This window comes from Neisseria elongata subsp. elongata, from assembly GCF_900113545.1.
Classification (GTDB): Bacteria; Pseudomonadota; Gammaproteobacteria; order Burkholderiales; family Neisseriaceae; genus Neisseria; species Neisseria elongata.
The window spans coordinates 88,368-100,853 of record NZ_FOPS01000005.1 but is presented as its reverse complement, the minus strand read 5'-3'; the positions used below and the strand labels follow the sequence as shown (position 1 = coordinate 100,853).

General features: G+C 55.4%; 14 protein-coding genes. 11 read left to right on the top strand and 3 right to left on the bottom strand.

Annotation, left to right across the window (positions count from 1 at the left end):
- The first annotated feature begins 2 nt into the window (after positions 1-2).
- From nuoH to nuoN, 11 genes are all read left to right on the top strand, one after another.
- Positions 3-1,073, top strand: a complete 1,071-nt coding sequence (gene nuoH / locus BM261_RS06425) for an NADH-quinone oxidoreductase subunit NuoH (protein ID WP_035580103.1) — start codon at positions 3-5, stop codon at positions 1,071-1,073.
- Positions 1,074-1,148: 75 nt separating this feature from the next.
- The gene (locus tag BM261_RS06420; protein WP_003686531.1) at positions 1,149-1,544 is read left to right on the top strand and encodes a GFA family protein; all 396 of its coding nucleotides are present in this window, start codon (positions 1,149-1,151) and stop codon (positions 1,542-1,544) included.
- 67 nt (positions 1,545-1,611) lie between these two features.
- Positions 1,612-2,091: an NADH-quinone oxidoreductase subunit NuoI gene (nuoI, locus tag BM261_RS06415; protein ID WP_003822940.1), complete on the top strand. Its 480-nt coding sequence runs from the start codon at positions 1,612-1,614 to the stop codon at positions 2,089-2,091.
- Between the two features lie 76 nt (positions 2,092-2,167).
- Positions 2,168-2,770, top strand: coding sequence for a hypothetical protein (locus tag BM261_RS06410; RefSeq protein WP_083426659.1), 603 nt, complete (start codon positions 2,168-2,170; stop codon positions 2,768-2,770).
- A gap of 70 nt (positions 2,771-2,840) precedes the next feature.
- Positions 2,841-3,518, top strand: coding sequence for an NADH-quinone oxidoreductase subunit J (locus tag BM261_RS06405; protein WP_003773735.1), 678 nt, complete (start codon positions 2,841-2,843; stop codon positions 3,516-3,518).
- Positions 3,515-3,820, top strand: coding sequence for an NADH-quinone oxidoreductase subunit NuoK (gene nuoK, locus BM261_RS06400; RefSeq protein ID WP_003773732.1), 306 nt, complete (start codon positions 3,515-3,517; stop codon positions 3,818-3,820). Before BM261_RS06405 ends, nuoK begins: the two co-directional genes overlap by 4 nt.
- A gap of 117 nt (positions 3,821-3,937) precedes the next feature.
- On the top strand, positions 3,938-5,947 hold the full coding sequence (gene nuoL / locus BM261_RS06395; RefSeq protein WP_074896473.1) for an NADH-quinone oxidoreductase subunit L: 2,010 nt from the start codon (positions 3,938-3,940) through the stop codon (positions 5,945-5,947).
- 15 nt (positions 5,948-5,962) lie between these two features.
- Positions 5,963-6,274: a chorismate mutase gene (locus BM261_RS06390; RefSeq protein WP_074896472.1), complete on the top strand. Its 312-nt coding sequence runs from the start codon at positions 5,963-5,965 to the stop codon at positions 6,272-6,274.
- A gap of 52 nt (positions 6,275-6,326) precedes the next feature.
- Positions 6,327-6,647 carry a cupin domain-containing protein gene (locus BM261_RS06385; protein ID WP_074896471.1) on the top strand — a complete coding sequence of 107 codons (321 nt, stop codon included), beginning with the start codon at positions 6,327-6,329 and terminating at the stop codon, positions 6,645-6,647.
- A 75-nt stretch (positions 6,648-6,722) separates the two neighbouring features.
- Positions 6,723-8,225, top strand: coding sequence for an NADH-quinone oxidoreductase subunit M (locus tag BM261_RS06380; RefSeq protein WP_074896468.1), 1,503 nt, complete (start codon positions 6,723-6,725; stop codon positions 8,223-8,225).
- A 9-nt stretch (positions 8,226-8,234) separates the two neighbouring features.
- Complete coding sequence (gene nuoN, locus BM261_RS06375) at positions 8,235-9,683, top strand: NADH-quinone oxidoreductase subunit NuoN (RefSeq protein ID WP_074896466.1); 1,449 nt, start codon at positions 8,235-8,237, stop codon at positions 9,681-9,683.
- 218 nt (positions 9,684-9,901) lie between these two features.
- On the opposite strand, the gene BM261_RS06370 is transcribed toward nuoN, so the two are convergent.
- The 3 genes from BM261_RS06370 to BM261_RS06360 all read right to left on the bottom strand — a co-directional run bounded on the left by BM261_RS06370 (position 9,902) and on the right by BM261_RS06360 (position 12,410).
- Positions 9,902-10,618 carry a hypothetical protein gene (locus tag BM261_RS06370; protein WP_074896464.1) on the bottom strand — a complete coding sequence of 239 codons (717 nt, stop codon included), beginning with the start codon at positions 10,616-10,618 and terminating at the stop codon, positions 9,902-9,904.
- 82 nt (positions 10,619-10,700) lie between these two features.
- The gene (locus tag BM261_RS06365; protein WP_074896461.1) at positions 10,701-11,504 is read right to left on the bottom strand and encodes a carbon-nitrogen hydrolase family protein; all 804 of its coding nucleotides are present in this window, start codon (positions 11,502-11,504) and stop codon (positions 10,701-10,703) included.
- 33 nt (positions 11,505-11,537) lie between these two features.
- Positions 11,538-12,410 carry a DUF808 domain-containing protein gene (locus tag BM261_RS06360; protein WP_074896458.1) on the bottom strand — a complete coding sequence of 291 codons (873 nt, stop codon included), beginning with the start codon at positions 12,408-12,410 and terminating at the stop codon, positions 11,538-11,540.
- Between the last annotated feature and the right edge of the window lie 76 nt (positions 12,411-12,486).

The following is a 12,486-nucleotide window of genomic DNA, read 5'->3' as shown; positions in this document are numbered from 1 at the left end:
TGATGCAGGAATGGTTTCAAGCCCTGTTTGCCGGCTGGTTCGGCGCGGCGGGCAACGACATCGGCCTCTTGGTGTCGATTGTTGTCAAAATCGTGATTATCCTTGTGCCGCTGATTCTGACCGTGGCCTACCTGACCTACTTCGAGCGTAAGGTCATCGGCTTCATGCAGCTGCGCGTCGGCCCGAACGTGACCGGCCCGTGGGGCTTGATTCAGCCGTTTGCCGACGTGTTGAAACTGCTGTTTAAAGAAGTTACCCGCCCCAGCTCGTCCAACAAAGCCTTGTTCTACATCGGCCCTATGCTCTCGCTCGCGCCCTCGTTTGCCGCGTGGGCAGTAGTGCCGTTTTCCGACCAATGGCTTTTAACCAAAGTCGATGCCGGGCTGCTGTATATCTTAATGATTACCTCGCTTTCCGTGTACGGCGTGATTATTGCTGGCTGGGCGTCCAACTCCAAATACGCCTTCCTCGGCGCGATGCGCTCCTCCGCGCAAACCATTTCCTACGAAATCGCCATGAGCGCGGCTCTGGTGTGCGTAATCATGGTTTCAGGTAGCCTGAACTTCAACGACATCGTGGCCGCGCAAAGCACCGGTATCGCGGGCGGCTCGATTTTCTCGTGGAACTGGTTCACCTTGTTCCCCGTGTTCCTCGTCTACCTGATTTCCGCCGTGGCCGAAACTAACCGCGCTCCGTTCGACGTGGCCGAGGGCGAGTCCGAAATTGTGGCCGGTTTCCACGTTGAATACTCCGGCTTTGCCTTCGCGCTGTTTTTCCTGGCCGAATACATCTTCATGATTCTAATCGGCGCGCTCACCTCCATCATGTTCCTCGGCGGCTGGCTGTCGCCCTTCCCGCAAAGCTGGGGCATCGTCGGCACGCCCAGCCCGATTTGGATGTTTGCCAAAATGGCCTTCGTGCTCTACGGCTATCTGTGGATTCGCGCCACCTTCCCGCGCTACCGCTACGACCAAATCATGCGTTTGGGCTGGAAGGTGCTGATTCCCATCGGCTTTGTCGCCATCGTTTTCTACGGCCTGTGGATGGCTTCGCCGTGGAGCTTGTGGAAATAGGGCAGGGAGGCCGTCTGAAAGTTTTCAGGTAGCCTGTAACCCAAATTTTTAACCGTTTCAAACCGAGAGAAACCGATGAAAGCTCAATGCCTGTGTGGCGCAGTATCACTGGAAACCGCCGAAAACCGCGAACTCCACGCCTGCCATTGCGGAAAATGCCGCGTATGGGGCGGCGGCGCGTCTTTTACTTTGGCCGCCCAGTCGCCCGAAATTACAGGCAGCGAGCACATCGCGCATTATCAGTCGTCCGAATGGGCGCAACGCTGTTTTTGCAAACACTGCGGCACACACCTGTTTGTGAAAGTTGGCAACGATTACTACATCAACGCCGGGCTGTTTGCCGACAACGCGGGCTTTGAAACCACCTCGCAAATCTTTATCGATTGCAAAGCTCCGTATTACGACTTGGCCAACGATACCCCGAAGCTGACCGAAGCCGAGTTTTTAGAAATGGTGGGCGCGGCAGGTTAAAAAACCGCTTTCAGACGGCCTGTAAACAGGGCCTGTAAACAGAATAATCCGAAAAGAGCATCCGAAAATGGCTAATTTAGTAAAAACCTTCCTGCTGGGCGAATTGGTGAAAGGCATGGGCGTAACGCTCAAAAACTTCTTCGCCCGCAAAGACACGATTTACTTCCCCGAAGAAAAAACGCCGCAATCCGTGCGTTTCCGTGGCCTGCACGCCCAACGCCGTTATCCGAACGGCGAAGAACGCTGCATCGCCTGCAAACTGTGCGAGGCCGTCTGCCCCGCCATGGCAATCAATATTGAAAGCGAAGAACGCGAAGACGGTACCCGCCGCACCACCCGCTACGACATCGATTTAACCAAGTGCATCTTCTGCGGTTTCTGCGAAGAAGCTTGCCCGACCGATGCGATTGTGGAAACCCATATCTTCGAATACCACGGCGAGAAAAAAGGCGATTTGCACTTCACCAAACCGATGCTCCTAGCCATCGGCGACCAATACGAAGCAGAAATCGCCAAACGCAAAGCGGCCGATGCGCCGTACCGGTAAAGAACGGAACGCCCGCAGAGTTTTCAGGTAGCCTGAAGCCCAATATTCCGGCTGCCGTGATTGAAGGAAATACAGAATGGATAAGCAACAAGCCTTTGCCGATATGGTTTTTCAGAAAACCGCCGCTGCATTGGCCAGGCTGCCTGAAGAGATTCGGGATGATGTATATGCCTTATCGTTCTGGGTAATGGGCGGTGATGAGTGGCTGCCCGGCCTTTCAGTCAGCTACAACACTTGCGGGCAGTTTGAAGGCAAGAAGGGTGAGACGCTTAATCAGGATGACGAAGCCAAGTGGAATTATGCCTATTGGCTGCAAGACGAAGCCGAATTGTTGGGCGTAGACGCATATAGAAACAACCAAGAACTCCAAGTATGGCTGGCAAACTCGCCCTTTGCCTATACCGAAGAACAATACGAATCCATGTTTGACGGCGACGATGAAGACGAAAGCGGTGAAACAGACGAGAAATCGAACGAGTTTTACCAGGCCTTTGTCGAAACCCAAATCGCCGTGGTGCAACGCCTGTTTGCCGAGGGCGTGATTGCCGGAACGTTCGGCAAAAATATTCCCGTGCTGGTACACGAATTGGAGTATTACGATGCTCCCTTATCGTGGACGGAACGCGCCAACCCCGAAGGCTTGGTAGATGAATTTTTAAGCTATTGGCGCAGCCAATAAACCGCGTCCGGCCAAGCCGGAACGCAAAGCAAAACCGATTGAAATATCCCGAAACGGAAAGTGCAAAAATATGAACTTTCAACTTATTCTGTTTTACCTGTTGGCCGCCATCATCCTGTTTGGTGCGCTGAAAACCGTAACCGTGAAAAACCCGGTGCATGCCGCGCTGTATCTGGTGCTCACTTTCTGTATGAGTGCGATGATGTGGATGCTGATGCAGGCCGAATTCCTCGGCATCACGCTGGTGGTGGTGTATGTGGGTGCGGTGATGGTGCTGTTCCTGTTCGTGGTGATGATGCTCAATATCGACGTGGAGGAAATGCGCAAAGGCTTCTGGCGCAACGCGCCGGTGGCCGCCGTGGTCGGCGTGCTGATGGCCGTCGCGCTGATTATGATTTTGGTTGCGCCTGCCACCGATTTGGCCGCTTTCGGCCAGATGAACGACGTGCCGGCCGACCACAGCAACGTGCGCGAGCTGGGCACGCAGATTTACACCACCTACCTGCTGCCTTTCGAGCTGGCGGCCGTGCTGCTGGTGCTGGGTATGGTGGCTGCCATCGCGCTGGTACACCGCAAAACGTTCAAGCCGAAATACATCAATCCGGCCGACCAGGTTAAAGTGGACGCCAACAAAGGCCGCCTGCGTATGGTGAAAATGGAAGCCGTGGTGCAGAGGCCGTCTGAAAGCGAAGAAAACAACGGCGAAGCCGCCGAATCCGATGCCGCCGAAGGGGAGGGCAAAGCATGATTACGATTACGCATTATCTGGTGCTGTCCGCCCTGTTGTTCGGCATCAGCGCGATGGGCATTTTCATGAACCGCAAAAACGTGCTGATTTTGCTGATGTCGATCGAATTGATGCTGCTGGCGGTGAACTTCAACTTTATCGCCTTCTCTCGCTACCTCGGCGACAGCGCGGGGCAGATTTTCGTCTTCTTCGTGCTCACCGTGGCCGCGGCCGAATCCGCCATCGGCCTGGCGATTATGGTTTTGGTATACCGCAACCGCAACACGATCAACGTAACGGATTTGGACAGCCTCAAAGGCTAGGGCTACCTGAAAACAGGCCGTCTGAAAGTTTCAGGCAGCCTCAAAAGAAAGCCGGAGAGGCTACCTGAAAACGGGCCGCACAAAATTGAAAGATTTATCCGTAAGGATGGCAACAACATGACTGACATGACTTTATACCTCATCATCGCCCTCACGCCCTTGGCGGGCTGTTTGCTGGCCGGGCTGTTCGGCAACACCATCGGCCGCCGGGGCGCGCACACGGTTACCATACTCGGCGTGGCCGTATCCGCCGTGCTGTCGGCCTATGTGCTGTGCGGGTTTATCGACGGCAGCCGTGCCAAGTTCGATGAAAACGTCTATACCTGGCTGACCATGAACGGGCTGGATTTCTCGGTCGGCTTCCTGGTGGACAGCCTCACCGCGCTGATGATGGTGGTGGTTACTTCCGTGTCGCTCATGGTACACATCTATACCATCGGCTATATGGCGGACGAAGAAGTCGGCTACCAACGCTTTTTCAGCTATATCTCATTGTTTACCTTCAGTATGCTGATGCTGATTATGTCGAACAACTTCATCCAGCTTTTCTTCGGCTGGGAAGCGGTCGGCTTGGTGTCCTATCTGTTAATCGGCTTCTATTTCAAACGCGACAGCGCGATTTTCGCCAACCTGAAAGCCTTTTTGGTCAACCGCGTGGGCGACTTCGGTTTCGTACTCGGCATCGGCTTGGTGCTGGCCTATTTCGGCGGCAGCCTGCGCTATGCCGACGTGTTCGCCTACCTGCCCAACGTGGTCGGCAGCACCCTGTTCGGCTGGGATTTGATCACCATCACTTGCCTGTTGCTGTTTGTCGGCGCGATGGGTAAATCCGCCCAGTTTCCGCTGCATGTGTGGCTGCCCGATTCCATGGAAGGCCCGACCCCGATTTCCGCGCTGATTCACGCCGCTACGATGGTAACCGCCGGCCTGTTTATGGTGTCGCGCATGTCGCCGATGTATGAACTCTCCACTACCGCTCTGAGCGTGATTATGGTGATTGGCGCGATTACCGCGCTGTTTATGGGCTTCCTCGGCACGATTCAAAACGACATCAAACGCGTGGTGGCCTATTCCACCCTATCGCAGCTCGGTTATATGACCGTGGCTTTGGGTGTGTCCGCTTATTCCGTAGCCATGTTCCATGTGATGACCCACGCCTTCTTCAAAGCCCTGCTGTTCTTGGCCGCAGGCAGCGTGATTATCGGCATGCACCACGATCAGGACATGCGCAATATGGGCGGCCTGCGCAAATACATGCCGATTACCTGGTTCACTATGCTGCTGGGCAACCTCGCCCTCATCGGCACGCCGCTGTTCTCCGGTTTCTATTCCAAAGATTCGATTATCGAAGCGGTGCATGCCAGCAACCTGCCCGGCAGCGGTTTCGCCTATTTCGCCGTGCTGGCCAGCGTGTTCGTTACCGCGTTTTACGCCTTCCGCCAATACTTTATCGTCTTCCACGGCAAAGAACGCTGGCGCGAGGCCAAGCATGACCATCACGACGACCACGGCCACCACCACGGCCTGAAACCGTCCGACAACCCGCACGAAAGCCCGTGGGTGGTTACCCTGCCGCTGATTTTGCTGGCGATTCCGTCCGTGATTATCGGCTACATCGCCATCGAGCCCATGCTGTACGGCGATTTCTTCAAAGACGTGATTTATGTCAATCACGAGCTGCATCCGGTGATGCACATCATGAAGGAAGAATTCCACGGCGCAATGGGCATGGTGTCGCACAGCCTGCACACGCCCGTGTTGTATCTGGCCATCGGCGGCGTATTGGCCGCGTGGTTCCTGTATGTGAAAGCGCCGCAGCTGCCCGCCAAAATCGCGCAGACCTTCCGCCCGGTGTATGTGTTGTTTGAAAACAAATACTATCTCGACAACATTTACTTCGCCGTGTTTGCCAAAGGCACGCGCGCGCTGGGTACTTTCTTCTGGAAAGCCGTCGATACCGCAATCATCGACAACGGCTTGGTAAACGGTGCGGCCAAACTGGTCGGCGCGGTGGCAGGGCAGGTGCGCCGCCTGCAAACCGGCTTCATCTACAGCTACGCCGCCGCCATGGTTTCCGGCGTGCTGGTGCTGATTGTGGTGTTCTTCTGGCAGCTTTGGTTCAGATAAAGGCTACCTGAAAAAATGGATGCCGATATTTTGCCCGATACCCTAGCCGAAGTGCGGCAGAAGATTGACGCGCTGGACAGCCAGCTCATCGGCTTGCTGGCGCAGCGGCAGCAGTTGGTCGCACAGGCAGGCCGTCTGAAACCCAAGCATGACGCGCAGGCTGTGGCCGCGCCCGAAAGGGTGGCGCAGGTGCTGAAGGCACGGCGCGAACAGGCAGCGGCGGCAGGCTTGTCGCCCGATGTGGCGGAAGCCGTGTGGCAGGCCATGATTGCCGCCTTTATCCGTTTCGAGCAGGAAGTAAACCGTTCGGGCGGGACAGGTAATTAAGGCTACCTGAAAACTAAAAGGCCGTCTGAAAACACCACACACAGAGGAAAAAATGAGTGCAACCGACATCATCCGTTCCGCCGAATTCACCGCCGAGAGGGCATGGGGCGCGCGCAGCATCGCCAATATGAACGGCACCACCGTGCGCCTGCATTGGACGGATCAGCCCTACAAATGGCATGTGAACGACGGCGAGGAAGTGTTTGCCGTGATGGACGGCGAAGTGGACATGCACTACCGCGAAAACGGCGAAGAGCACGTGGCGCGGCTGCAAAGCGGCGACATCTTCTACGCCGGCATCGGCGCGGAACACGTCGCCCACCCGTGCGGCGAAGCACGGATTTTGGTGATTGAGAAAGAGGGCAGCGTTTAGGCTGTTTGAGGCCGTCTGAAAAGCGGCAAACGCAGAAAAACGACGATTTATTTATTCAAACCACAGGTTACAACTATGTTTTCTAACCATCTTCTCAGCTTGGCAATCTGGCTGCCGATAGCCGCCGGATTATTGGTGCTGGCTACCGGCTGCGACCGCCGTGCCCCCTTGGCGCGGATACTGGCTTTTGTCGGCGCGCTGGCCGGTTTTCTGGTTACGTTGCCGCTGTTTACGCAGTTTGACCGCTTGAGCGGCGGCTTCCAGTTTGCCGAGTTTTATGCGTGGATTCCCGCGCTCAACATCAACTACGCATTGGGCGTGGACGGCATGTCCGTGCTGTTTGTTATCCTCAACGCCTTTATCACGTTGATGGTGGTGCTGGCGGGCTGGGAAGTGATTCAGAAAAAGGTGGCGCAATACATGGCGGCCTTCCTGATTATGTCCGGCTTGATCAACGGCGCGTTTGCCGCCCGTGATGCCATGCTGTTCTATATCTTCTTCGAAGGCATGCTGATTCCGCTGTATCTGATTATCGGCGTATGGGGCGGGCCACGCCGCGTGTATGCCTCGGTGAAACTCTTCCTCTACACGCTGATGGGTTCGCTGCTGATGCTGGTGGCCTTGGTGTATTTGTCGCTGCAAACCGGCGGCAGCTTCGCGATTGAAGATTTCCAAAACATCAAACAAATTCCGCTGTTTACCCAACAGATTCTGTTCGCCGCCTTCTTCTTGTCGTTTGCGGTGAAAGTGCCGATGTTCCCGGTGCACACCTGGCTGCCCGATGCGCACGTGGAAGCGCCTACCGGCGGTTCGATGGTGCTGGCGGCGATTACGCTGAAACTCGGCGCATACGGCTTTCTGCGCTTCATCCTGCCCATCCTGCCTGATGCGTCGCGCTATTTCGCCCCCGCCATCATCGTGCTCAGCCTGATTGCGGTGATCTACATCGGCATGGTGGCTTTGGCACAAACCGATATGAAAAAACTGGTGGCCTACTCCTCCATCAGCCACATGGGTTTCGTTACCTTGGGTATGTTCCTGTTTACCAATCAGGTGCAGTTGCAGCCGTGGGCGTTGAAAGGTGCGATTATGCAGATGATTTCGCACGGCTTCGTTTCCGCCGCCATGTTCTTCTGCATCGGCGTGATGTACGATCGCCTCCACAGCCGCAACATTGCCGACTACGGCGGCGTGGTTACCGTGATGCCGAAATTTGCTGCCTTCATGATGCTGTTTGCCATGGCCAACGCCGGCCTGCCCGCCACTTCCGGCTTCGTGGGCGAATTTATGGTGATTATGGGCGCGGTGAACTATAACTTGGTTGTGGGTGCGCTGGCGGCACTGACGCTGATTTTGGGCGCAGCCTACACGCTGTGGATGTACAAACGCGTGATTTTCGGTGCGGTGACCAACCCACATGTGGCCGAAATGAAAGACATCAACCGTCGCGAATTCGCCATTCTGGCTATCCTTTCCATCACCGTGCTGGGCATGGGCTTGTGGCCGGAGCCGTTTATCGCCGTGGTGCATCAGGCGGCCAACGATTTGATCGCGCATGTGGCGCAAAGCAAGATTTGAGGTGTGTGAATGAACTGGACTGATTTGAACTTAATCCCCGCCATGCCCGAAATCGTGCTGCTCACGGCATTGTGCGCGGTGTTGTTGGTGGATTTGTGGCTGAAAGACAATAGCCGCGTCATTACCCATTATCTGAGTCTGTTCACTTTGGTATTGACGGCGGCGACACAATGGTATGTTTGGACACCGAATGCGGTCAGTACGTTTAACGATATGTATTTGGCCGACGGTTTGTCTCAGTTGGGCAAAATGACCATGTACGCCGCATTGTTCGCCGTGTTTGTGTACGCCAAACCGTACAATCGGGCGCGCAATATGTTTAACGGCGAATTTTATACCCTTTCGCTGTTTGCCCTTTTAGGCATGAGCGTGATGGTGAGCGCGGGGCATTTCCTTGTTGCCTATATCGGCTTGGAACTGCTTTCGCTGTCGCTCTACGCCATGATTGCCTTGCGGCGCGATTCCGCCCGTTCGGCCGAAGCCGCGTTGAAATACTTTGTGCTCGGTGCATTGGCCTCCGGTTTGCTGTTGTACGGTATTTCGATGATTTACGGTGCAACCGGTTCGCTGAATTTCGCCATCGTGCTGGCCAACGGTCAAAGCGGTGTCGCCAACGGCTGGCTGATGAAGCTAGGTTTGGTTTTCGTCGTGGTTGCATTGGCGTTCAAATTGGGAGCCGTTCCGTTCCATATGTGGGTGCCGGATGTTTATGAAGGTGCGCCCACTTCGGTGGCTTCGATTATCGGTACCGCGCCGAAAATGGCGGCGGCAGTTTTCGCTTTCCGTATTTTGGTAACGGCGATGAACAACCAGCATGCCGATTGGACCCAGATGCTGGTTATCTTATCCGTGGCTTCACTGCTAATCGGTAACCTCGCCGCCATTGTGCAGACCAATATCAAGCGGATGTTGGCTTATTCGACTGTATCGCATATGGGCTTCGTCCTGATGGCGTTTTTGAGCGGCAGCGTCGGTTTCTCGGCCGGCCTGTATTACGCATTGACCTATATTGTGATGGCATTGGTCGGTTTCGGTGTGTTGATGCTGTTGTCCGACGAATCGTTCGAATGCGAAAACATTGCCGATTTGGCCGGTTTGAACCGGCGCAACGCTTGGTATGCCTTCCTGATGTTGCTTGCCATGTTCTCCATGGCCGGTATTCCGCCGCTGATGGGCTTCTATGCCAAGTTGCAGGTTATCAAATTGCTGGTGAGTGCGAATTACACTTGGTTAGCGGTGTTTGCCGTTGTGATGTCGCTGATTGGCGCGTTCTACTATCTGCGCGTGGTGCGGACGATTTACTTTGAAGAACCTGCCGACAGCCGCCGCTTGAGCAGCGACGGTGCGATGAAGGTGTTGTTGTCGGCTAACGGCCTGCTGTTGCTGTTATGGGGTGTCCTGCCGCAAGGCGTGATGGATTGGTGCGTTCAAGCCATCCGCACGACAACAGGTTGGTAACGGCGGTATTGCGAAATAAATAAAGGCCGTCTGAAAACCCGACTTACGGTTTTCAGACGGCCTCGGTTTGTTTATGGCGTCAATTTGATATTCTTCTGTATCCCTTTACTTAATTTCCGATACGGCAGCTGCGTCGGCCGTCATTAGCCTGCGTAAGCTCATGAAGACAATTGGCAAGTACGGTATTTTGGCTCTATCTGCGCTAGCTATATTTCTGTTTAAAAGCCGGAAACAGGGTAGTTTTCCGGTATGAAATAATCGTTATTCCGTGCTTTGAATGGGAGAAGGTAGGATTGGCCTTTGAAGGTGTTTTTACCTTTTTTGCCTGTGAGGCGGATTTCCAGCGGGTAACGTCCGGCTGTTTGCTTCAGGTCGGGGCGCGGGGTGAGGGTGCCGTACAGGGAAACTTCTTCATCCGACGGGCCTGCTTCCGTATTGTCCGTACCGGTGATGATCAGGTAGCTGTTGAATTTGCCGCCGCTGTAAACAAGCAGTGAGCTGAAAAAATTGTTATAGCCCTGTCTGCCGCCGCTTATAGAATTTTCAAATCCCCACGCCGAAGTGCCGAAACGAAGAAAACGCCAGGGTTTTCCGCCCGATTCGGCAGCCTCGACCTGCGTTTGGCTGCGGGCTTTTAATTGCCATGTTCCGTTATTCTGTTTTAAGACGAATATTTCGGCAGGGTAGGGTGGGGTATGAAGGGTAACGGGACGGCTGTTGGGGCGCAGTTTTACATTGTCGCCCGTGTAGAGGAGGAAGGTCAGCCCTTCGGCGGAGCCGGTTTGTTTCAGTTGCATGCAGGTATTGCCTTTTTGCCCGATTAGGCATTTTGAGCTTGGTATTTTGCGGTAAAAATTTTGTTCGACAAAGGCTTGCGGTGTTTGTGCGGCAGCCGTCGTACAGCAGGCCGCAAGGAAGAGTCGGAATGTTTTCATCAGCTTTCTTCTCGGAATCGGGTTTGCGGGGCTATGATGGTTTGAGGCCGTCTGAAAACTTGTTTTTCAGACGGCCTCGGTATTACAGGATGCGGTGTGCCAGTGCGGGCAGACGCTGCCGCACGCTGTTCAGTCGTGCGGGGTCGAGTTCGGCGGTAATTACGCCTTCCCCTTCGGGCAGCACGGCCAGGATTTCGCCCCAAGGGTCGATAATCATGCTGTGGCCGAAGGTGCGGCGGCCGCTTTCGTGCAGGCCGCCCTGTCCGGCCGCCAAAACGTAGCATTGGTTTTCCACCGCACGGGCGCGCAGCAGCAGTTCCCAATGCGCCTTGCCTGTGGTGTGGGTGAAGGCGGCGGGCAGCAAAAACGCGTCAAACGGGCTTTGGGCGCGGAAAAATTCTGGGAAGCGCAAGTCGTAGCAGATGCCTTGCGCCAGATTCCAGCCGTCGGCAGTCAGATGGGGGACTTCGCAGCCGGCGGCGATGGTGTCGGCTTCGGCGTAGCGTTCGCCCAAGCCCGAATAGCCGAACAGGTGCATTTTGTCGTAGCGGCCGATACATTCGCCGTTTTTGTCGTATGCCAGCAGGCTGTTCCATACTTTGCCGGGTGCGGGCGATTGCAGCGGAATCGTGCCGCCGAACAGGGTAATGCCGCATTCGGCGGCGGTTTCGGCCATCGCCTGTTGCAGGGTGCCGCTGCCGAAAGGCTCGGCCAGTGCGAGTTTGTCGCGGTCGTTTTGCCCCATCAGCGGCCAATATTCGGGCAGCAACGCCCAATCCGCACCTTGCTCCGCCGCTTGGCGCACCAGGCGGCGCATGGCGGCGGTATTGGCGGCGGGGTCGGTGCCGGAAACGGTTTGGATGACGGCGGCACGGATTTTCCTCATGGCGTTGCTCCTTTCAGACGGCCTGTTTTCCGTTTAATGCTTTTTGCCGAACAGTTTGATCAGCGGCAAGACGACGGCGCAAACGATTGCTCCGGACAGCAGGCCGACAATTAGGTTGGCCAGATTGCCCATGATGCCGCCCTCCCAATGCATGGTGTGCAGGAAATCGGACACGAACGGCGCACCGTGGGCGATGATGCCGCCGCCGACCAAAAACATGGCCAGTGTGCCGACGACGCTCAAGCCGCGCATGAAAACGGGCATAACTGCCAGCAGGGCGTTACCGACGCTTTTCTGTGCGCCGCCGCGCCGTATCAGGAATAAACCTAAATCGTCCAGTTTCACAATCATGGCCACCAAGCCGTAAACAAATATGGTCATGCCGATGCCGATGACGGAGAGCATCAAGGCTTGTTGCAGCATGCCTGAGTCGGCATTCACTGCACCCATGGAGATGATGATGATTTCGGCCGACAGGATGAAGTCGGTGCGGATTGCACCTTTGATTTTATCGTTTTCGTCGGGCAGTTCGTCGGGAACGGCTTCGGGCGAATGGCCGGTTTCATGACGGTGCAGGAAGGGGTGCAGCAGTTTTTCCACGCCTTCAAAGCAGAGATATGCGCCACCCAGCATCAGCAGCGGGGTAATCAGCGCGGGAGCCAGCCACGACAGCAGAAGCGTGGCTGGAATCAGAATCAGCTTGTTTACCAGCGAACCTTTGGCCACCCGCCAGACGATGGGCAATTCCCGGTCGGCCGATACGCCGGTTACTTGGTTGGCGTTCAAGGCCAAATCGTCGCCGACCACGCCGACGGTTTTTTTCGCCGCCATTTTGGTCATCAGGGAAACGTCGTCGAGTACGGATGCGATGTCGTCGAGCAGGGTAAACAGGGATGCAAAAGCCATATAAGGGTCTCGGTTGGGAGGAAAGGGCGGATTATAGTCAAATCTGTCAAATACCGTAACGGTATGCCGCCGTTTT